The 20,492-nt window shown below is 41.8% G+C and carries 26 protein-coding genes and 1 riboswitch; of the genes, 10 read left to right on the forward strand and 16 right to left on the reverse strand.

What is annotated here, in order from left to right; translation table 11 throughout:
• Positions 1 to 88: 88 nt before the first annotated feature.
• Positions 89 to 1,291, reverse strand: a complete 1,203-nt coding sequence (gene metK, locus MHI46_RS14235; protein ID WP_039180847.1) for a methionine adenosyltransferase — start codon at positions 1,289 to 1,291, stop codon at positions 89 to 91.
• A gap of 195 nt (positions 1,292 to 1,486) precedes the next feature.
• A riboswitch (SAM riboswitch) is annotated at positions 1,487 to 1,621 on the reverse strand.
• A gap of 226 nt (positions 1,622 to 1,847) precedes the next feature.
• Here metK and pckA point away from each other — a divergent pair.
• Positions 1,848 to 3,434 carry a phosphoenolpyruvate carboxykinase (ATP) gene (gene pckA / locus MHI46_RS14240; protein ID WP_260774641.1) on the forward strand — a complete coding sequence of 529 codons (1,587 nt, stop codon included), beginning with the start codon at positions 1,848 to 1,850 and terminating at the stop codon, positions 3,432 to 3,434.
• 41 nt (positions 3,435 to 3,475) lie between these two features.
• On the opposite strand, the gene MHI46_RS14245 is transcribed toward pckA, so the two are convergent.
• The 6 genes from MHI46_RS14245 to MHI46_RS14270 are packed head-to-tail and all read right to left on the reverse strand — an operon-like array spanning position 3,476 to position 8,612.
• Positions 3,476 to 3,718 (reverse strand): DUF2584 domain-containing protein, encoded by a 243-nt coding sequence (locus MHI46_RS14245; RefSeq protein ID WP_025092385.1) that lies wholly within the window; start codon positions 3,716 to 3,718, stop codon positions 3,476 to 3,478.
• Between the two features lie 39 nt (positions 3,719 to 3,757).
• Positions 3,758 to 4,552 (reverse strand): prolyl oligopeptidase family serine peptidase, encoded by a 795-nt coding sequence (locus tag MHI46_RS14250; RefSeq protein ID WP_041086772.1) that lies wholly within the window; start codon positions 4,550 to 4,552, stop codon positions 3,758 to 3,760.
• A gap of 26 nt (positions 4,553 to 4,578) precedes the next feature.
• On the reverse strand, positions 4,579 to 6,060 hold the full coding sequence (gene crtI / locus MHI46_RS14255) for a phytoene desaturase family protein (protein ID WP_342502906.1): 1,482 nt from the start codon (positions 6,058 to 6,060) through the stop codon (positions 4,579 to 4,581).
• Entirely contained in the window at positions 6,057 to 7,184 is a 1,128-nt protein-coding gene (locus tag MHI46_RS14260) for a glycosyltransferase (protein WP_260774643.1), read from the reverse strand. The genes crtI and MHI46_RS14260 overlap by 4 nt, the downstream gene beginning before the upstream one ends.
• Positions 7,169 to 7,915 carry a lysophospholipid acyltransferase family protein gene (locus MHI46_RS14265; RefSeq protein ID WP_260774644.1) on the reverse strand — a complete coding sequence of 249 codons (747 nt, stop codon included), beginning with the start codon at positions 7,913 to 7,915 and terminating at the stop codon, positions 7,169 to 7,171. Before MHI46_RS14265 ends, MHI46_RS14260 begins: the two co-directional genes overlap by 16 nt.
• Positions 7,884 to 8,612: a carotenoid biosynthesis protein gene (locus tag MHI46_RS14270; protein ID WP_039180864.1), complete on the reverse strand. Its 729-nt coding sequence runs from the start codon at positions 8,610 to 8,612 to the stop codon at positions 7,884 to 7,886. Before MHI46_RS14270 ends, MHI46_RS14265 begins: the two co-directional genes overlap by 32 nt.
• A gap of 174 nt (positions 8,613 to 8,786) precedes the next feature.
• Between MHI46_RS14270 and MHI46_RS14275 the strand changes: the two genes are divergently transcribed.
• The 3 genes from MHI46_RS14275 to MHI46_RS14285 are packed head-to-tail and all read left to right on the forward strand — an operon-like array spanning position 8,787 to position 11,355.
• Entirely contained in the window at positions 8,787 to 9,788 is a 1,002-nt protein-coding gene (locus MHI46_RS14275) for an ABC transporter substrate-binding protein (RefSeq protein WP_212043861.1), read from the forward strand.
• A gap of 15 nt (positions 9,789 to 9,803) precedes the next feature.
• The gene (locus tag MHI46_RS14280; protein ID WP_144490433.1) at positions 9,804 to 10,574 is read left to right on the forward strand and encodes an ABC transporter ATP-binding protein; all 771 of its coding nucleotides are present in this window, start codon (positions 9,804 to 9,806) and stop codon (positions 10,572 to 10,574) included.
• Positions 10,561 to 11,355 (forward strand): ABC transporter permease, encoded by a 795-nt coding sequence (locus MHI46_RS14285; RefSeq protein ID WP_039180873.1) that lies wholly within the window; start codon positions 10,561 to 10,563, stop codon positions 11,353 to 11,355. Before MHI46_RS14280 ends, MHI46_RS14285 begins: the two co-directional genes overlap by 14 nt.
• Before the next feature lie 32 nt (positions 11,356 to 11,387).
• On the opposite strand, the gene ytkD is transcribed toward MHI46_RS14285, so the two are convergent.
• Positions 11,388 to 11,864 carry an RNA deprotection pyrophosphohydrolase gene (ytkD, locus tag MHI46_RS14290; RefSeq protein ID WP_025093666.1) on the reverse strand — a complete coding sequence of 159 codons (477 nt, stop codon included), beginning with the start codon at positions 11,862 to 11,864 and terminating at the stop codon, positions 11,388 to 11,390.
• A 248-nt stretch (positions 11,865 to 12,112) separates the two neighbouring features.
• On the opposite strand from ytkD, the gene MHI46_RS14295 reads away from it, so the two are divergent.
• Both MHI46_RS14295 and MHI46_RS14300 read left to right on the forward strand, forming a co-directional pair.
• Entirely contained in the window at positions 12,113 to 12,724 is a 612-nt protein-coding gene (locus tag MHI46_RS14295) for a TerD family protein (protein WP_058838183.1), read from the forward strand.
• Positions 12,725 to 12,746: 22 nt separating this feature from the next.
• Positions 12,747 to 13,532, forward strand: coding sequence for an AIM24 family protein (locus MHI46_RS14300; RefSeq protein WP_342502907.1), 786 nt, complete (start codon positions 12,747 to 12,749; stop codon positions 13,530 to 13,532).
• A gap of 28 nt (positions 13,533 to 13,560) precedes the next feature.
• On the opposite strand, the gene MHI46_RS14305 is transcribed toward MHI46_RS14300, so the two are convergent.
• The 4 genes from MHI46_RS14305 to MHI46_RS14320 form a co-directional block, all read right to left on the reverse strand.
• Positions 13,561 to 13,869: a hypothetical protein gene (locus MHI46_RS14305; RefSeq protein WP_024425787.1), complete on the reverse strand. Its 309-nt coding sequence runs from the start codon at positions 13,867 to 13,869 to the stop codon at positions 13,561 to 13,563.
• 43 nt (positions 13,870 to 13,912) lie between these two features.
• Entirely contained in the window at positions 13,913 to 14,317 is a 405-nt protein-coding gene (locus MHI46_RS14310; RefSeq protein WP_064497782.1) for a phage holin family protein, read from the reverse strand.
• A gap of 155 nt (positions 14,318 to 14,472) precedes the next feature.
• Positions 14,473 to 14,664, reverse strand: coding sequence for a hypothetical protein (locus MHI46_RS14315; protein WP_024424925.1), 192 nt, complete (start codon positions 14,662 to 14,664; stop codon positions 14,473 to 14,475).
• A 127-nt stretch (positions 14,665 to 14,791) separates the two neighbouring features.
• On the reverse strand, positions 14,792 to 15,229 hold the full coding sequence (locus MHI46_RS14320) for a Dps family protein (protein ID WP_039180885.1): 438 nt from the start codon (positions 15,227 to 15,229) through the stop codon (positions 14,792 to 14,794).
• Between the two features lie 131 nt (positions 15,230 to 15,360).
• Here MHI46_RS14320 and ytzI point away from each other — a divergent pair, with 131 nt between their 5' ends.
• Positions 15,361 to 15,507, forward strand: a complete 147-nt coding sequence (gene ytzI / locus MHI46_RS14325) for a YtzI protein (protein WP_059375225.1) — start codon at positions 15,361 to 15,363, stop codon at positions 15,505 to 15,507.
• A gap of 8 nt (positions 15,508 to 15,515) precedes the next feature.
• On the opposite strand, the gene MHI46_RS14330 is transcribed toward ytzI, so the two are convergent.
• Entirely contained in the window at positions 15,516 to 15,953 is a 438-nt protein-coding gene (locus tag MHI46_RS14330) for a FixH family protein (protein WP_126681436.1), read from the reverse strand.
• 113 nt (positions 15,954 to 16,066) lie between these two features.
• The gene (locus tag MHI46_RS14335; protein WP_003217624.1) at positions 16,067 to 16,540 is read right to left on the reverse strand and encodes an S-ribosylhomocysteine lyase; all 474 of its coding nucleotides are present in this window, start codon (positions 16,538 to 16,540) and stop codon (positions 16,067 to 16,069) included.
• Between the two features lie 126 nt (positions 16,541 to 16,666).
• Here MHI46_RS14335 and yidD point away from each other — a divergent pair, with 126 nt between their 5' ends.
• Complete coding sequence (gene yidD, locus MHI46_RS14340) at positions 16,667 to 16,891, forward strand: membrane protein insertion efficiency factor YidD (RefSeq protein ID WP_041107381.1); 225 nt, start codon at positions 16,667 to 16,669, stop codon at positions 16,889 to 16,891.
• A 1-nt stretch (position 16,892) separates the two neighbouring features.
• On the opposite strand, the gene MHI46_RS14345 is transcribed toward yidD, so the two are convergent.
• Positions 16,893 to 17,459, reverse strand: a complete 567-nt coding sequence (locus MHI46_RS14345; protein WP_024424929.1) for a carbonic anhydrase — start codon at positions 17,457 to 17,459, stop codon at positions 16,893 to 16,895.
• Positions 17,460 to 17,673: 214 nt separating this feature from the next.
• On the opposite strand from MHI46_RS14345, the gene MHI46_RS14350 reads away from it, so the two are divergent.
• The gene (locus MHI46_RS14350; RefSeq protein ID WP_047203536.1) at positions 17,674 to 18,657 is read left to right on the forward strand and encodes a zinc ABC transporter substrate-binding protein; all 984 of its coding nucleotides are present in this window, start codon (positions 17,674 to 17,676) and stop codon (positions 18,655 to 18,657) included.
• A 79-nt stretch (positions 18,658 to 18,736) separates the two neighbouring features.
• On the opposite strand, the gene MHI46_RS14355 is transcribed toward MHI46_RS14350, so the two are convergent.
• Complete coding sequence (locus MHI46_RS14355) at positions 18,737 to 18,979, reverse strand: type B 50S ribosomal protein L31 (RefSeq protein ID WP_034665302.1); 243 nt, start codon at positions 18,977 to 18,979, stop codon at positions 18,737 to 18,739.
• A 176-nt stretch (positions 18,980 to 19,155) separates the two neighbouring features.
• Here MHI46_RS14355 and MHI46_RS14360 point away from each other — a divergent pair, with 176 nt between their 5' ends.
• Positions 19,156 to 20,487: a cytochrome ubiquinol oxidase subunit I gene (locus MHI46_RS14360; protein WP_039180899.1), complete on the forward strand. Its 1,332-nt coding sequence runs from the start codon at positions 19,156 to 19,158 to the stop codon at positions 20,485 to 20,487.
• Positions 20,488 to 20,492: the final 5 nt, after the last annotated feature.

Genomic DNA, 20,492 nt, shown 5'->3' on the forward strand with positions numbered 1-20,492 from the left:
CCGATTTTGTTTCACATTTTTTCGCTTTTTGTAGATTTTTTTTTTAATCAAAAGGAAAACCGCTTAAAATAAGCGGTTTTCTATGTTGTTATTGTCCCAATGCTTCTTTGCGAAGTGTTTCGGCTTTATCCGTTTTTTCCCACGGAAGATCTAAGTCGTGACGGCCGAAATGTCCGTATGCAGCTGTTTGTTTGTAGATCGGACGGCGCAGGTCAAGCATTTTAATAATGCCAGCTGGACGAAGATCAAAGTTTGCACGAACCACTTCAATTAATTTTTCTTCAGAAGCTTTTCCTGTTCCGAATGTATCAATTGAAATCGATACAGGCTGTGCAACACCAATTGCATAAGCAAGCTGTACTTCACAAGAATCTGCAAGGCCGGCAGCTACGATGTTTTTCGCTACGTAACGAGCAGCGTATGCCGCAGAGCGGTCAACCTTCGTTGCATCCTTACCTGAGAAAGCACCACCGCCATGACGAGCGTATCCGCCATACGTATCAACGATGATTTTACGTCCAGTTAAACCAGCATCCCCTTGAGGTCCACCGATCACGAAACGGCCAGTTGGGTTAATAAAGTATTTTGTCTGTTCATCAATCAGTTCACTTGGAACGACAGGGCTGATGACATGCTCTTTTAAGTCACTTTGAATTTGTTCAAGCGTCACTTCTGGTGCATGCTGCGTAGAAATAACCACTGTGTCAATACGAACTGGTTTGTTTTGCTCATCATATTCAACTGTCACTTGTGTTTTTCCGTCTGGACGAAGGTAGGCAAGTGTTTCATTCTTACGTACTTCTGTTAAACGGCGAGATAATTTATGCGCTAGTGAAATCGGCAGCGGCATGAGCTCTTCGGTTTCGTTGTTGGCAAAACCAAACATCAATCCTTGGTCACCTGCACCAATCGCATCAATTTCTTCTTCAGTCATTGTTCCTTCACGTGCTTCAAGCGCTTTGTCTACACCTTGCGCAATATCAGCAGACTGTTCATCAATTGATGTAAGGACCGCACATGTTTCCGCATCAAAACCATATTTCGCACGTGTGTAGCCAATTTCCTTAATTGTGTCACGCACCGTCTTTGGAATATCGACATAAGTAGACGTTGTAATTTCACCGCTTACTAATACGAGACCGGTTGTAACAGAAGTTTCACAGGCAACACGTGCATTTGGATCTTTCTTTAAAATTTCATCCAAAATGCTGTCTGAAATTTGATCACAGATTTTATCCGGATGTCCTTCTGTCACTGATTCTGAAGTAAATAAACGACGATTTTGACTCATAATGGCTATTTCCTCCTGTACAAGACCACATCATCCCAAGATGAGGCCTCCAATATGATACGGAACTCGTTCCCTCTTATATTTAAAAACGTTTATATTAGAGATGTTATTGGCAATTTGTTCATATGATATCCCAAAAATAAAAAAACCATTTCCTTCATTGCGAGGAAAGGGTCTGAGATCGCATGCCTTTCACTCTTATCGCTCAAGGTGTTCTTGTACCTTGCATCAGGTTAGCACCTTGGTTTCTCAGCATGTTCATGCCTTTTTCATAAGAAACCGGTTGCTGGGCTTCATCGGGCCTGTCCCTCCACCAACTCGGGATAAGAGTATCCGTTCAATAAGATATCTTATCTTAAACCCTTGCGTCATGTCAATGCTTCATAAGAATTATCTCCCTCTTTTTTCTCCTCACCATTAGCATCACCAAAAAGCATATTTTCATAGCAGAAATGAAAAAACACACACAAAAATCTTTAAATAGTATAGACTATTATTATTAATGTGTTATACTAATCGAAACAAACAAATTCAACGGTAAAGGAAGGGTTTTTTTATGAACTCAGTGGATTTAAAAGAAGATTTGCAGTCATTGCTCTCATTAGAAAATACGCACCAAAATTTATCTGTTCCGAAACTTGTTGAAAAGATTTTGGCACGTAATGAAGGCGTTTTAACATCAACAGGGGCTGTCCGTGCGACAACTGGAGCCTACACAGGACGTTCGCCTAAAGATAAATTTATCGTCAAAGAAGAAAGCTCTGAACATAAAATCGATTGGGGTCAAGTAAACCAGCCGATCTCCAAAGAAGCATTTGACCGTTTATATACAAAGGTTGTGTCATACTTAAAAGAGCGTGATGAACTATTCGTCTTTGAAGGGTTTGCAGGCGCTGATGAAAGATATCGTATGCCGATTACAGTTATAAACGAATTCGCATGGCACAATCTTTTTGCCAAGCAGCTATTCATCAGACCTGACGGGTCAACACCTTCTTCAAACGAAAAACCTTTCACCATCTTATCTGCACCGCACTTCAAAGCAGATCCTGCAACAGATGGCACAAACTCTGAAACGTTTATCATCGTTTCTTTTGAAAAACGCACGATTCTTATCGGTGGAACAGAATATGCAGGAGAAATGAAAAAGTCCATTTTCTCTGTGATGAACTATCTGCTTCCTGAGCAAGATATTTTATCCATGCACTGCTCAGCAAACGTAGGTCAAGAAGGCGATGTAGCCTTATTCTTCGGACTTTCAGGTACTGGGAAAACGACGCTTTCTGCAAGCGCAAGCCGCAAGCTGATCGGAGACGATGAACACGGCTGGTCTGGCACAGGGGTCTTCAATATCGAGGGCGGATGCTATGCGAAATGTGTGAACTTAAGTGAAGAAAAAGAACCACAGATCTACAAAGCGATCAGCTTCGGATCAGTTCTTGAGAACGTTGTGCTTGATGAAGAAACACGTGAAGCGGATTATGATGATACATTCTTTACTGAAAATACACGCGCTGCTTACCCAATCGAAATGATTGATAACATCGTGAAACCAAGTATCGCAGGACATCCATCTGCCATTGTTTTCTTAACAGCTGATGCGTTTGGCGTCTTACCTCCAATCAGCCGTTTAACAAAAGAACAGGCAATGTACCATTTCTTGAGCGGGTACACAAGTAAACTAGCTGGAACTGAGCGAGGTGTCACATCACCAGAAACGACATTCTCTACGTGCTTCGGTTCACCATTCCTCCCGCTTCCAGCTCACGTCTATGCTGAAATGCTTGGCAAAAAGATTGATGAGCACGGTGCTAAAGTATTCCTTGTGAATACAGGCTGGACTGGCGGAGGCTATGGTACAGGCAAACGAATGAATCTCGCTCATACAAGAGCAATGGTTCAGGCAGCAATCGAGGGTGACCTTGACAATGCTGAAATGATTACTGATGACATCTTTGGCTTACACATCCCGCTTCATATTCCTGGTGTACCAGATGAAGTGCTTCAACCTGCTAAAACATGGGATGACCAAAAGGCTTATCAAGAAAAAGCACACTTCCTTGCCAATGAATTTAAAAAGAACTTCCAAAAATTCAGCCACGCGGCAAGTGACATTGAAGCCAAAGGCGGACCACTCGTATAACCAAATGAAAAAAGCTGAGGAGATTCAATCCCTCAGCTTTTTTAGTTTGTTGAATGCAATGACACAAGACGGTACGTCACCTTCGTGACATTGTCTGTCAGCTCCAGCTTTTCAACATGTGCTGTCCCTGTTTTTTCTCCGTCTTTCGTTTTGCGCACCTCAAGTGGAATATTTAACGGATAAATGCGGTATCCATCCTTCATGAGTTCAAATACATTTTCTTCAATTCTTGTCTCTTTTCCCTTTGTGACAATCATTGTATTAAATTCAACAGGCATTCCCATAATGAAAATCCCCCTACTTTCTATATTTCGTTATACTGCTTATTTTAACACATTTCCGCTTTTTCGGCTGTGCATCCATGTGGTCAGCCTTCTCACAATTTCTCGATTATGCTGCGGCGGGAAATAGTGGTTGTATCCATGGAAATACCATGTCTCCACGGACTTCCCGTGCTGACGCAGCGCATCTTCTAACAAATATGCATGCTCAATCGATACATTTTGGTCCTCTTCTCCGTGGATGATCAGGACAGGCGCTTCAATTTTGTCCACATCATTTAAAGGGGTTCTGTTCTCATATGCCTCTGGCACCTTATGCGGCGGACCGCCAATCACACGCTTCATCATCCGTCTCATATCCACACGCTCTTCATAAGTCAGTTTCATGTCACTGACGCCTCCCCATGTGACAAAGGAAGCCGCCTCCTGTTTCATTTCTACAGCGGTCCAGATGCCCATAATACCGCCTCGCGAAAAACCAAAGATATGAATGCGATCCTTCTTCACTTTTTTGTGCTGCTTTAACAGCTGAAAGGCAGCGAACGCATCTTTTCGATCTTCTCCGGCAAAATCTTCGTTCCCTTCGCCTCCCTGATTTCCTCGGTAAAAGGGAGCAAAGACGACAAAACCCTGCGCGGCAAATTGCACAATCCGGCCAGGTCTGACCATCCCCACATTTTTAATGCCGCCTCGTAAATACAAAAAGCCGTCGTAGAGACCTTCTTCGGCCGGCTCAGCGAGCAGTCCTTTCATCCGAAGTCCATCTGCCTCATAGGTCACTGTATATAAGTGAATATGCGGATGGGGCGACGGAAACCTTCTTTTTTCCACAATCACTCGATTTCTCTCCTTTTCATCTTTGATTACGTCCATTGCTTCAGCATCGCTTCTGCGACAAGCTGGCCTGATTTTGTCACCATTGGCGTGCCGCCGCCTGGATGACTTGTTCCCCCAACAAACCAAAGTCCTTCAATGTCCTTTGATTGATTATTGATGCGAAAGAACGCCTGTTTGAACGAGTTTGAAGACATGCCATAAATGGCTCCACGATATGCCCCCGTTTTCTGCTGCAGATCGAGCGGGGTTTGAACCGCTTCATATTCGATCAGCTCATCCAAACCAAAAAGACCTTTTTCCATTAATTTGTTTTTTACATGCTGACGATATGTCTCCTTTAGCATGTCCCAATCTTGCTCATTTGTCACATAAGGTGCATTGGCCAGTACAAACAGGTTGCTTCTTTCCGGTCCTCCGCTTAAAGCTGGTTCTGAATGACCTGAATAGCATATGTAAAGCGTCGGGTCTTGAGGCAGTTGTTTTTTCTGAAAAATATCCTTGAATTCTTGCTCATAATCCTCAGGGAAAAACACATTGTGATGAGCCAGCTGCTCATAGACTTTAGGTACACCTAATAAAAGAACAAAGCCAGACAACGACGGTTCAATACCAGCCAGTTTTTGATTTAAAAAACGAGGACGGTCTTTTTCATCTATAAGATGACGGTATACAGTCAGCGCATCTGCTCCTGCAATGACTTGATCTGCCTCATACATCTGCTGATCCGTCTCCACTCCTTTGATCCGCCGACCCTTCACATGAATCTTGTTTACTTGTTCATTGAGGTGAATCTGAACGCCTAATTCTTTTGCCAGTGTCTCAAATGCCTCAACTAAACGATACGTACCGCCTTGTATTCCATAAATCCCTTTCTCCCCTTCTAAATATGCCATCATGTTAAAAATAGCCGGCGCTTCGTAGGGAGAAGAGCCGATATAAGTGGCATACCGTCCAAACATCGCCAATGTATGGGGATGACGGAAATATTGACGCAGCAGGCGCTGAACGGATGTGAACGGTTTGACAGCGAGAAGTGCTTTCATCAGCTTTAAATCCGCCTTATCCTTCCAGCTCAATAACAAACGATTTAAAAACTGCTCCTCTGCCTTTTGAAAAATCGTCTTTGATTCCTGTAAAAATGCGCGGTATTGCTTCGCATCTTCAGGACTGAATACAGCAATTTGTGACTCCATTTGCTCAATATTCGGCGTAAACTCGACCATATGGCCATCTGAAAAATTATTTTTGGTCAGCGGAGAAATCGGATAAAAGGTCACATAATCCTCCATCCGTCTATGACAGGCTGTAAACACTTCTTCAAAATATGCCTTCATTGTAATGGTACTCGGTCCTAAATCAAAAGAGTAGCCTGCCTCGTGATGGCGCTGCAATTTCCCGCCTAAAGCCGCTTCTTTTTCTAAAATGGTGACCTGAACCCCGCGTGACTGGAGACGGATCGCGGCTGATAATCCGCCAAGTCCGCCTCCGATGATGATCACTTTTTTCATTCGTACCTTCTCCCTTTCCATTCATACCCTTCTTTTTTCAGACCGATTTTCATAGAAGCAAAACCGATAGCAATCAGGCTTAAAATACTGACAGGCAATAAAAAAGCCATCGCAGATGTCCGCCCATTTTCAGTATCTATTGCCGCTTTAATCGACACACCCAGCCCATAGCAAAGAATCGCTAAACATATGCTCAAAACATCCAGCTGAAACAATGCGATCATGAAACAAATGACAGGAACCAAATAAAGGAGGGTGTATAAACAAAAGACACTGCTTAACAAAGCAATGCTTCGATTCACACCTGGGAATAAATTTTTCCGGTAACCTTCCCAAACCTCTTGTCCACTCTCATACATTCTCATATACACAAATGGATGAATGCTTGCAAGTGTGAACGGAAAGCCTTTTTCCTTCACACGTCTAGCCAAGGCCATATCATCAACTAGTGAATCCTTGATCGCTTCATGCCCGCCAATATCGTGATAACAATTCTTTTCAATGGCAATAAAACCACCATGTGCTGCGGCAAAAGCGGGGTTCTTAGATTTCCTTACCCATTTCACTGGCAGATGACAGCCAATGGTAAACATCATCATAGGAACCACAAGATGCTCAAAAAATGTACCTGTTTTCTGTTCTGGAAAACCTGACAGCATGCCCGTTTTTTGCATGCATAACTGCTTGTACACTGATTCAACTGCCCCTTTTTTTAATCGGACATCCGCATCTAAAAATAGCAGCCAGTCAGAAGCAGCAGCTTCAGCGAGCTGAGAACAGGCATATGATTTACCAAGCCAGCCGCGCTTTAAGGGTTGACCTGACTGGACACGGATCCACGGGTATCTTTCTGCAAAGCGTTCCACCATCGCTCTTGTCTGATCTGTCGAGTGATCATCAAGGACGATGAGCTCTTTCGGGTGAAGTTGTTGATCAACGATCGACTGAAGACAGGCTTCGATCCGTTTTTCCTCATTTCTTGCTGGAATCAGAATTGATAATGAAATCGGTTCACCCGGCGGAAAGGATGCTGGCTTTAAAATAGGAAGCTGCCTCATATTCCATATGGTGAAAATAAACTGACAGAGCAAGAGTTCACTGATCACAGTTAGGAAGACCGCCATGTTTTCACCCACTTTTTAAAGGAATCAAACGCATCACTTGTTGACTGACTTGTCCTTGTGATCTGTCTAAATTCTTGATTAGTTGAAAAATCAGGATCTGCGATGACCTGTGCTTGATGTGCGTTTAACTGCGTTTCAAGCAGATCTCTGAGCAGATGCGTCACGTCCTTGCTTCGAAGTGCCCCGCCAGATACTAAGGTATCTTCACCAAACAAAGCAGATACTGTCGGCTTTTGAAATTGATTAAATGTATAATGCAAGGTCACAGGCTTCACCACGACTTGCTCAAATTGTCTCACTAAAAATGAAGCCCCGCCCTCTAATTCAAGCGGTCGCATGTCCTGATGCATGATTTTCCCCTGTGGAAAAAGCCATACAGCCCCGCCAGCCTGCATGTTTTCTTTAGCCGTCATTAATGCTTGCTTCACACTTTTCAAATTCTCTTTCTGAACCGGAAAGGCACCAAGCTTACGGAAAAAGGCATATTGCTTCAGCTGCTTCTCTTCCATCATCATATAGTGATCGAGTTCGGACGCTTTTTCTGTTAAAAGAAAGAGGATGAGTCCATCCCACCATGAGCTATGATTGGCGATATAAAGAACAGGCAGCTTCTCGTTTGGGTCCACAGCGCCTTTCATCATCACGCAGCGGAAATGTTTATGAAGTAAATACCGCTCAAGATAAAGAGAAAATATACGTCTAAACGATCGGCTTTTGTCGCTTTCTTTCAAATTGAACCCTTCCTTCACACAGAATAACAATGATCAGTGCTAAATAAAAAATGACCTCGAGCCCGCCCTTTAATGCCAGCACACCAAAAAAGAACACCATTGCCTGATAAATACGGCTCGTCCAGCTCAAAGCCTTCTGATCAATCTGAACAAGCGGGAAGAGAAAGGAAAGTCCTGCTCCAATCATACCCCAGCTCACAAAATTCTCAAAAGGAATACCATAAAAACCACCGCCGTCATACCACACCCAAAATTTCCGTTCAGCTGCTACTGGGTCTAATATGAGGTCAAGCAAGACAATCCATAACCCCGTTTCGATCGCTCGTTTCCACTTCGACTGCTGACTAGATAAAAAAAGACTGTTTAAAAATACTCCAACCCATGCAAAAGCAATGGTTAAAGGCACCCCTGCCACTAGAAAACCTAACGTTGGATAATAGTCATAAGCCCCGAAAGGAAACCCGGTTGTGATCCCAATCCATTCAACCGTAAATGTCAGCACGCCGACAATGGCTGCCCGTTTGATCACCATTCCCCATGATCCATAAATATTTCGCCCAATCTCTATCACACAGCAGGCATACAGCACAAGGAAAATGCCATTTGCAAATTGAAGCCATGCTGGCACCTCAAAAAAGACCATTAATATGAGCCCTATTAAATACCACCCAAGAAATACCCAACTCACTCTATACACGAAACCGCCCCTTTATTTCTTCCAAATTCAAGAAAGCATTCATGCTTCTAGTATAGAAAAAAAGACACGTTCTATAAATAAACAATGCGCTTCTTATTTTCATCTAGGCACTCACCAAAAATCCCTTTTGACATACTTTAATTAGTGATCTAGAACAAAGGAGGCGAATTACTCTTGAATCGTTCCATCAAAGTCAGACTGGCATTCATCGTCGTTGTCCTGCTCTTTATTCCATTTGTCGCCTGTAAAAAAGAACAAGAGCAGACCGTACAAGTAGCCGAGGTGACCCATTCGGTTTTTTATGCTCCGCTATATGTTGCCTTATCTGAGGACTTCTTCAAAGAAGAAGGGCTAGAGGTTGAATTAAAAACGACTTGGGGCGGCGATAAAACGATGACAGCTCTCTTATCCGGTGGTGCAGATATTGCCCTGACCGGTTCTGAATCCTCTATCTATGTAGAGGCTCAAGACTCAAAAGACTCTGTCATCAACTTTGCACAGCTGACACAAACAGACGGTACATTTCTTGTTTCAAGGGAGAAAGTGAGCGAATTCTCTTGGGATCAATTAAAAGGAAAAGACTTTCTTGGACAGCGGAAAGGCGGCATGCCGCAAATGGTCGGTGAATATGTCCTGAAAAAGGAAGGCATTGATGTAAAAAAGGATCTCCGTATGATTCAAAATATTGATTTTGCCAACATTTCAGGTGCTTTCTCCTCTGGAACTGGCGATTTTGTGCAGTTATTCGAACCGACAGCATCCTTAATTGAAAAAGAAGGCAAAGGGTACATCACCGCCTCCTTTGGAGAGGCTTCCGGAAAGGTGCCTTATACCACCTTCATGGCAAAGAAAAGTTACTTAGAGGAAAACAAAGAGACAGCTGAAGCCTTCACTCGTGCCATTTACAAAGCGCAGAAATGGGTGGAAGCCAAGCAGCCGGAGGAGATTGCCAAAACCATTCAATCTCATTTTCCTGACACAGAACTTGATGTCTTATCAACAGCCATTAAACGCTACAAACAGCAGGAATCCTATGCAACAGACCCCCTTCTGAATGAAGAGGAATGGAACAAATTGCAGGAAATTATGAAGGAGAGCGATGAATTGCCGAAATTTATCCCGTACAAACAACTTGTCGATTCATCCATTGCAAAGAAGGTCACAGAACATAAATAGAATAGGAGGTAGCACATGTCTTTCCTTCAAATTGACCATGTGACCCACACGTACTTCTCTTTAAAAGAAAAAACAACGGCCATACAGCACATCAATATGGAGATAGACCAAGGAGAATTTATCTCATTTATTGGTCCCAGCGGGTGCGGAAAAACCACCCTGCTGTCTATCATTGCAGGAATAACGCCGCCCTCTGAAGGCCGAATTTTAATCGAAGGAAAAGAACCGAATCAAAAGGAGCATCAAATCGGCTACATGCTCCAGCAGGATTATTTGTTCCCTTGGAAAACCATCAAGGAAAATATCATTCTCGGGTTGAAAATTACCAAACAAGATTCACATGAAGCCACCTCCGCCGCTCTTGGCTTACTGCCAAAGCTTGGCCTTCATGATGTAGAGGAAAAATACCCGAAGGAGCTGTCAGGCGGTATGAGGCAGCGTGCGGCTCTCGCCCGAACGCTTGCAGTGAATCCCGGTCTGCTTTTACTAGATGAACCCTTTTCAGCTCTAGACTACCAAACCAAACTAACATTAGAGGATCTCGTCTTTCATACACTCAAAGACTATCAAAAAACTGCGGTTCTTGTGACACATGACATCGGCGAAGCCATTGCGATGAGTGACCGCATTTTCTTATTCTCTAAGCATCCTGGCTCGATTCAGCGGATTTTTACCGTTCCAGATGATCTGAGGACTCTTTCTCCTTTCGAAGCAAGACAGACCCAGAGTTTCCAAGAGCTCTTTCAAACGATTTGGAAGGAGCTGAAAACCGTTGAAACACAGTGATCTTTTACATGAAGCCTATCGCAAGAAATACCGAATGGAAAAACGCATGACCAGAATCTATCAGTTCATTATTTTCGCCAGCTTCTTTTCGCTTTGGGAGCTTGCCAGTCATTTTCGTCTCATCGATCCACTGATATTTAGTTCACCATCTGCTGTCTGCCAATTGTTTGTACAAAAAATATCCGATGGGTCTTTAGTGAATCATATGAGTATTACATTATTTGAAACGGTACTCGGATTTCTACTTGGTACCTTTTGCGGCATTTTGCTTGCTGCCGCCTTATGGTGGTCCACCCGCCTGGCAAACGTTCTTGATCCTTATTTAGTCATTTTAAATGCCATGCCAAAAGTTGCCCTCGCCCCGATTTTAATTGTTGCCCTTGGGCCTGGCATGATCAGTATCGTTGCCATGGGCGCAATCATTAGTGTGATCATTACGACGATCGTCATTTATACAGCTTTTCAAGAGGTCGATGAGAATTATTTAAAGGTGATGAAAACCTTTGGTGCGAAAAAAAGCGTCGTCTTTCGCGAGGTCATTTTGCCAGCTAGTATTCCAACGATGATTTCTGCGATCAAAGTCAATGTCGGCCTTTCTTGGGTTGGAGTTATTGTAGGGGAATTTCTTGTTTCCTCAAAAGGGCTCGGCTACATGATCATTTACGGCTTTCAAGTCTTCAACTTTACACTCGTGTTCTTAAGTCTTTTCATTATTGCCGTGTTTGCGACTATCATGTACCAACTTGTGGAATGGCTCGAACGCCGTTTTCTTCAAAAATAAAAAAGCACAGGGAATGTCTCCCTGCGCTTTTTTTAACGAATCAAACCGTTTTTTTCTAAATAAGCAAGACTTTGTCTTAACACATCATCTTTCATAATAAAACTGAAATTCTTATTTTTTGCGATGGATCTTGGCAAGTCTGCGAAAAGAACGGGTCCTTTCGTTTCAAAATACGTGTCTTGCTTCACTAGCTTTTCAATATCAGCGAAATAAATATTCTTGACAATGACCTTTTCTCTGCCCAGCACCTGATATTGACCAATATACGTTAATTCACGAACAACAGCACCCGTCTCTTCTTGAATCTCCCGTATAGCGGCTTGGTCTGCTTCTTCATCGGGCTCAACTTTCCCTCCTGGAAACTCATAGCCCCGATCCTCATGTTCAGTGAGCAGCCATTTCCCTTGGTAGCGGCAGATGGCCCAAACATGCTTAGGATGACTTGAAAAAGGCTTCTCCTCAAAAGAGAGCTTGACCGTATTATGATAATAGTCTTTAAATACATGCATGTGAAATCCCTCATATCCTGTCCTTGCTTCTTGTAAAACATCATACCACAGATCACATTTATCTGAAGAATTTTTATCAAAAGTGAAACAAACGAGTGGTTCCAACTCGTCTGTATCTAAAATGAGGTATTGTTGCTAAAACCTTTTTATCATCTCCAACTTCACCCAATTTTAATCATGAAACCTTTTATCCCTATATGACGTAAATGAATCAGTGTTTGTCCTATGACAACGAGGAGGAAATCAGCATGAGTATAAAAAATGGGTCAAAACAAGACGCTCCCCATGAGGTGATCAAGAAACACCTTCTGAAAGGGCAAAAGTTAGATTTAACAAAAGACAATCCAGCGGTCGACCAAATTCATATCGGGCTTGGCTGGGACCTGGCCGGTCAGCCAATTGATTTAGATACGCAAGTGTTTCTTTTAAATAAAGAGGACAAACTGTTGTCTCCTAAGCATCTGATCTATTATCACCAGCAGCAAAGCTTAGACGGAGCTGTTCGTCATCTTGGTGATCATCAAGTTGGCGGAGGGTATCGAGACAATGAAATGATTATTATGCAATTAAGCAGAGTCTCACCTGATATTCATAAAATTGTCGTCACAGCCACAATACATGATGCACACGAACGCCAGCATCATTTTGGACAAGTCACTAATGCCTATGTGCGCCTTACTGATCAAATCTCGCAGCAAGAGATTTGTACCTTTCAGTTAACAGAAGATTATTCGTATTGTACATCCATTATATGCGCAGAACTCACGAGAGATCAGGAGGAATGGAAAATCACTGCGACCGGGCAAGGGACTACTCTAGATTTACATGATTTATGCCGCATCTATGGATTCACATCTTGACGCAGGAAAGGAGCCGGCACCCATGGGATTTCATTTCGTCACAATAGAAGAACTTACCTTACAAGCAGAAGGCAGCGGAATCTTTTTTGCCAAAAAGGGCGCAATGATTGCCGATCAAGGAAGTTTCCAATACCGCAAGCGATTACTTGGAACGAATAAAGGAAATATGGTCAGCCAAGTATTTAACCATATCAGCAGGAAATTCACAGGTGAAAACCTTGAGATGATGGAAGTGAGTGGACAAGGTACTTGCTATCTGGCTGATTCAAGCGAGCATGTAACAGTGATTAATCTTGAGCCAAGCGGTCCTTGGCAGCATGTAAGTGTAGAAAGTGAAGATTTACTTGCCTTTACTGAGGAATGCCATTACGGTGTCACACCAGTAGGCGTTGGTATTTTATCGCAGAAAGGACTGTTTACATCAAAACTCTCTTATCAAGGGCACGGAGCGCAGGTCGCCATCAAAACGAATGGAAATCCGCTCATTTTAAAAGCCCCCTGCCGTGTAGACCCTGACGCAATTGTCGCTTGGACAGGCAAAGCACCAAAGGTCAAATTAGATGTGAACTGGAAAACTTTCATCGGACAAACATCTGGTGAATCCTATTTATTTGAGTTCCAAGAACAAGACCAAATCGTCATTATCCAGCCATCTGAGCGCACATCTGGGTTAAGGGTTGGCTTAGATGATAATCGCTATAAGCCTCAGAGCCAGAGCTCCTCTCAGGAATTCACCAATTCACAGCAAGAAAATAGAGGCGGCGGGATCACTGATCTGATCGGAGGCATTTTACAACCGCGAAAATAAAGCATGTAGAGATTCTCTACATGCTTTTTCAATTCATCAAACCATTTGTCTCAATAAAGCTCCTTGTCTCTTCATTGCCGAGCTCATAAATCATTGTGTAAATCTCTTTTCTTTTTCTATCCATTTCATCATTTGGACTATCATAATGATATTCAAGAAACGGAACATGTGCCCGAAAGAATCCTTTCCAATCTGTCATATACTGTTCATCAAAATAGTCTCTCAGCTGCAAAATTTGATCATCATCTGCTTCTATTTGAAATTGCCAAGCCGCTGCATCTCTATGCTGCGATATCGATCCATCTTGTACGGATACATAGTAGGTGTGTCTCGCCATCTGAATCATCCTTTTTCCTTTAGTATGACCAGATATGAGGAAATTACGGCTTTTTGCGCAATTTATTTTTCAACATGTCCAATACATCAATAAACAACTGTGGAATGGGAACTCCAAGGGCTCTGGCTGTCGAGACGATTTGGTAAGATTCATAAATAATATAAAAGATGATCGCTAAATCCTTAATCGCCCCATTTGTCTTCAGCATGACATCAAAGAAGTGTGCCATAGATATTAAGGAGACTGTCACAATCTTTCGAACAAGCCGCGTAAAAAACCGCTTCATTGTGAGCTGTCCAGTCAAAGATTCTCTTAGGCTTGAACAAATTAATTCAATAGCCATCAACGTCACTAAAATCATCAGTAAATATCCTGCTCCACCAAACAGAAAGCCCATCGCCGACAAACTCACTGTAACCAACGAAAAGATGCCTAAATCCTTGCTCACTTGGCATCAACATCCTTTCAAAGTGGAACTCCTTACCTCAATAGTATATGCAGGATTTTCGCAATAGCTTGGACGACAAAAAATAAAGGCGCTGTTATGTACGCAGGGATACGAATGAGACCAAAAAAGCCGCCCCATGAGGCGGCTTCTCTTTTTTAGACTCTAACATCAATAAATGAAGCATCTGAATCCTTTGGCTGAACAGCTTGAGGCTGCTGCTGCACTTGATCCAGCATCACCATAGCTTGTGCTGTATTCGTAGCAAGCTGTGAATTCAACAAACTAATATTGAGTGTCTTTTGAATGCTCGCTACTTGCTGACTCATCATTCCTGCAATAGAAGACATCTTCTCCCCTCCCTTCTCTTTTCTCTTCGGCTGAAAGCCCTATGATTTCAATGGGCTGTCTGTCCCGATTCCAATAAAAAAAGAATGTCGATCGATATATGACCGACATTCTTTTCCTATACGTGTATTATCCTAAATATGCTTTAAGCATCCAGTTGTGTTTTTCAATGGATTGATGAATCGCAAGCAGCATATCACCTGTTGTTTCATCGCCAACCTCTGCAGCCAGCTCCATTCCTTTCTTTAATTCCTCAGCGATATTGGAGAAATCATCATATAGATTTTTCACCATTTGCTCCGCTGATTCTTTGCCTTCTGCTTCTTGAATGCTGGAAATTTCTAAGCACTCTTTCATTGTCGCAACAGGCTGTCCATTTAAAGCAAGCATACGCTCAGCCAAATCATCAATATATGTAGCTGTTTCTGTATATAGTTCCTCAAATTTCTCATGGAGTGTAAAGAAATCTTTCCCCTTTACATACCAATGATAGTTATGTAATTTCACGTAAAGCACAGTCCAATCAGCTACTTGTTTATTGACAACGTTTAATAAATTTTCAGACATGTTTATTCCTCCTTATGTAATTGCGTTTAGTATGAGAATACCCTTTTCTTATTATACTGAAACCTGCCGTCAATTTCTTCTATTTTGACTGCATGAAATATATGTTAATATGGAAATAAGGAGGGAGTTAGATGCTGTTACTTGGGATTATCAGCTTTATCATTATCTCAATCGTTGTCTTTTTATCATTATGGACGACATCGAAGGCTTATGAATATAAGCATAAAGTCGATTCACCACAAGATACTGAACCAAACCAACGTCCTAATCCAAAATGAAACCGCTTTTAATGATGTGAGGTTTCTTCATCTTCAGAAGATGAACTCTCTTTTTTCACCTCACCTACGTGGATGTTCGTTTTCGGCATATTATGCTGCTGTTTAGCTGTCACATGGACTTGTATGATATAAAGGCCATCTTTTTTGAAGGCTGTGTGCAATTCGTATACACCTTTGTTTTCTTTCTTTGGCTGAATCATCTTGCTGTTATCCTTGTCGCCATCTTTCCACACTTCAAATTGAACATCATCTGCATCATCAACAGGCGTATCACCGTATGTGACAGCTGCTTTTACTATAACGCTTTCATTTTTCTCCACTTGCTCAGGTCCTGTAAGCTTTACTTCTAATAACTCAGGCACTTCCCCTTTTCCGCTGTTTGCTGCAGAGTTTCCACATGCACTTAATAACGTGAGCATCAGAATTATTCCCAACATTTTTCGCATCGTGCGTTTCCCCCTTCTTTTACTGACATGTCCATTTTAACAAATATCCCCTATTTTGACATCACTGTTGGAATTCAAATAAAAAACCGGACATCTAAATGTCCGGTTCATCATTAACCAAATACTTTTAAAAGCTCTTCTTGATCCTGAGAAAGCCAGAAACGCATTAAACGTTTTGCTCCTTCAAGATCATGCAGCTTCGCTTGGCCGCATTGCTCTTCGTTTGCAGCAGGAATTTCTGTTACTTCAACTGCATCCTTGAATGTTGCATCAAGAAGTTCAACGATTTCTTTTGGAGTTGGTGCACCACTGACAACTAAATAGTAGCCTGTCTGGCAGCCCATTGGAGAAATATCGATGATATCAAAATGATCATATTTCTCTGAGTGTGTTCTAATATTAAACGCAAGCAAATGTTCTAATGTATGAATCGTATCAGGTTTCATCGCCTGCTTGTTAGGCTGACAAAAACGAATATCAAATTTATTTACTTCACCATCTGATCCCACTTTATGAACGCCGCAATGACGAACGTATGGCGCTTTTACAGCATTATGATCAAGTTCAAAGCTTTCAACTGAAGGCATAATCACCACTCCTATAATTGCAATTTCCTATATTATAACATATTTCTCCGACCAGTTTAGTATATAAAACTTTCCTTCCTTGTCCTTTTTTCTTATACTGTGGAAGACAGACAAGGAGGAACCTCTATGAAACAAATTTTTATCGGCATGATACGCTTTTATCAAAAATGTATTTCCCCTCTGACACCGCCAAGCTGCCGGTTTTATCCAACATGCTCAAACTATGGACTTGAGGCGATCAAAACGCATGGCGCGATCAAGGGCGGCTGGCTCACCATAAAGCGGATTTTGAAATGTCATCCGCTTCACCCTGGCGGCATCGATCCTGTTCCGCCTAAAAAGGAAAAGTAACTTACTTTTCTTCATATCCGTTGACAACTAAGTCAAGCTTTCCTGTTCCAGGGTCAATGACAAGCCCATGTACAGGTACATCTGATGGAAGAAGCGGGTGATTTTTTACTACGGACACACTGTCCTTTACGCTCTCTTCAACTGAACTAAAGCTTTTGAGCCACTGTTTAAAATCAATTCCTGAGTATTCCAGTACTTCAATACGCTTTTCTGGAATACCACGCTCAACGGCTTTATTTAAAAGTGTCTGGCTGTCAATTTTGCTCATCCCGCAATCATGATGCCCAATGACATATACCTCGTCAGCATTTAATTCATACACAGCAACTAAAATGCTTCGCATAATACTTCCAAATGGATGAGAAACAAGCGCTCCAGCACTTTTGACAATCTTAATATCGCCATTTTTCATGTTCATTGCACGCGGAAGCAGTTCAACAAGTCTTGTATCCATACATGACAGAATGACAGCTTTTTTCTGTGGAAACTTTGTTGTTGTAAATTCTTCGTATTTCTTTTCTTCAATAAATTGTTGATTATATTCGATGATTTCATCTAAAAGTTTCATACGTTTGTCCATTCCTTTATCTTTTTTTAAAAATAAATATAGCACAATGTAAGAAATTTCGTCACGTTTTGCAGCTTATTTTTTTAGAGGAAACATCTGCTGACGAAAATTTTTTATTTTCCTCTTTTCAAATCGTAATTATTACGATACAATAACTCAGGACATTAAATCGTAATCATTTCTATCTATTAGATTGAGAGGAGACATTTTCTACATGAAAAAAATCTTTTTTATTTTAACAGCTGCTTTATTCGCGATCGGCCTTGCCGCGTGCTCAAGCAGTGCGGGCACTAATGCTTCAAAAGGAAAGGCAGACGGGAAACTAATCATTTACACCACGATCTTTCCAATCCAAGATTTCACTGAAAAAATTGGCGGCTCTCACGTTCATGCTCAGAGCGTGTATCCTGCCAATGCAGATGCACACAGTTTTGAACCAAGTTCGAAAACGATGGTTGAAATGGCTGAAGGTGATGCCTTTATCTACAGCGGCACAGGGGCTGAAGCATTCGCAGACAAAACTGCTGCCACATTAAAAGACCAAGGTGTGAAAACAGTCAAAGCAGCCGAAGGCATCAAATTGTTATCGACAAATGAAGAACATGCACATGAAGAAGGTGAAGATCACGATCATGAAGGTGAAGACCACGACCATGACGGGCACGATCACGGAGATAAAGACCCTCATGCATGGTTAGACCCAGTTTATGCGCAGCAAATGGCGAAAAACATTAAAGACACACTCGTCTCATTAGATCCAGATCATAAAAAAGAATACACAAAAAACTATGAAAATCTAAAAAAAGATTTACAATCCCTAGATCAAGAATTCAAAACAACGTTATCTAAAGCCAAACATAAAGAAATTCTTGTTTCCCACGCAGCTTATGGTTATTGGGAAAAGCGCTATGGCATTGAGCAAATCAGCGTTTTAGGATTATCTGCTTCCGAAGAGCCATCACAAAAGCAGCTCGAAAACATTGTACAAAAAGCGGAAAAGCATCACATTCAATACGTTATTTTTGAAAACAACGTCAGCAGCAAAGTATCAGATACGATCCGCAGTGAAATTGGGGCAAAAAGCTTAACCCTTAAAAATCTAGAATCCATTACTGAAGATGATGCCAAAAATGGCGAAAGCTACGTCAGCTTAATGAAACAAAACTTAAAGACCTTAAACACCGCATTAAATGATTAATACTTTTTTTAAACCCCGGGTTATCAGCCGGGGTTTTTTGCTGTAAAAAAGCACACCGTTATCAGGCGTGCTTTTTTGATTACATTTGATATTTTTTCTTAAACAGCTCGGCTCTTCCGCCTTTTTCTCCGAATTTTTGGCGTCCTGTATAAAAAGGATGCGTATCAGAGCTTGTTTCTACTTTAATGACAGGATACGTTTTCCCATCTTCCCACTCTACTGTCTCATTTGATGTCTTTGTTGATTTACTCAAGAAGCGGTAACCGCTGTTTACGTCCATAAATACAACTTCATGTGAGGTTGGATGAATATCTCTTTTCAATGTCAAAACTCCTTTCGTTATCAAAACGTAATGATTACGTTTTATAATTATATTCTACTCCCTCTTATACAACTTGTCAAAAAACAAGCTTTCTTAGTCAGGAAGAATAATCTAAAAATGGTGGAGAATAATAAGCATCATGAAAAAGAGAAGCGATAAGAAAGGCGGAGAAAAAATTGACTGATCTCGTTTTAGCTAGAAGCCTGTTCGGCACAACCATGGGCTTTCATATTATTTATGCCTCGCTTGGCGTTGGCATCCCGCTAATGATTTTGTTAGCTGAACTCATCTTTCAAAAAACAAAGGACCCGCATTATGCCATCATGGCCAAGCGATGGACAAAAGCACAAGCTGTTCTATTAGGGGTCGCTATCCCAACAGGTACTATTGCTGGTACGCAGCTTGCCCTTTTATGGCCAGGTTTTATGGAGGTTATCGGAAAAGTCATGTCACTGCCATTCCAGATTGAAATCTATGCGTTCTTTATAGAAGCATTATTTATGTCTATTTATGTGTACGCAGCGGATCGCCTATCAAATGCAATGCGCATCATTACGGTTATTTTTATCGTCATTGGTGCAGCTGCATCAGCGATTCTGATTACAAACGTACATGCTTTTGAAGGGACACCTGCTGGCTTTCAGATGGTGAATGGAGAAATCACAAACATCGAGCCTTGGAAGGCCTTTTTCAATCCAAGCTTTGCTGTGACTGCTACACATGTTGTGCTGTCTGCTTTTACAACAGGTGCTTTTGTCATTGCTTCCGTTGCAGCTTTTAAAATGCTCAAAACTAAAAAAAATGAGAAGCTCTATACATTTCATCGAAAAGCCCTTTTTCTTGGACTCATTGTAGGAGGACTTTTCTCTTTTCTCACAGCCTTAAATGGCCACGAATCTGCTCAGCTTCTGTATGAATATCAGCCTGAAAAGCTGGCTGGAGCTGAAGGTTTATTTGAAACTCAATCACATGCGCCTCTTGCAATAGGTGGTTTTACGGATGCTGATGCGCAGGAAATTAAAGGTGCGATCGAAATTCCTTGGGCGCTTAGTTTTCTTGCAGGAAATAGCTTCGATACGGTGGTCAAAGGGTTAAATGATTTTCCCCGTGACGAGTGGCCACCTTTATTTATACACACATTATTTAACGGCATGGTCATTATTGGATCGGTGCTCATTCTATTTGCGGTATTGGCACTGCTTTACCGTAAAATTTTAAAACGTGAAAAATTTCCGAAGTGGCTTCTTTTTCTTTACTTATTCGGCGGGCCTCTTAGTCTTTTGGCTATTGAATTTGGCTGGATCTTTGCTTGTACAGGCCGTCAGCCATGGGTCATTTATCGAATGCTCAAAACCTCCGAGGTTGTCACATCATCTGGCTCGATCGGGACACTTTTTATCCTTTTTGCCATTGTCTATCTCATCTTAGGCATAGCAACCGTTATTGTGCTGACGTACTACTTTAGAAAACATACGATTGAAGAAGACCTACGGTTAACAGAATCTTAAAAAGG

Origin of the sequence: Bacillus sp. FSL K6-1000 (genome assembly GCF_038630785.1) — a bacterium.
GTDB classification, from domain to species: Bacteria; Bacillota; Bacilli; order Bacillales; family Bacillaceae; genus Bacillus; species Bacillus safensis.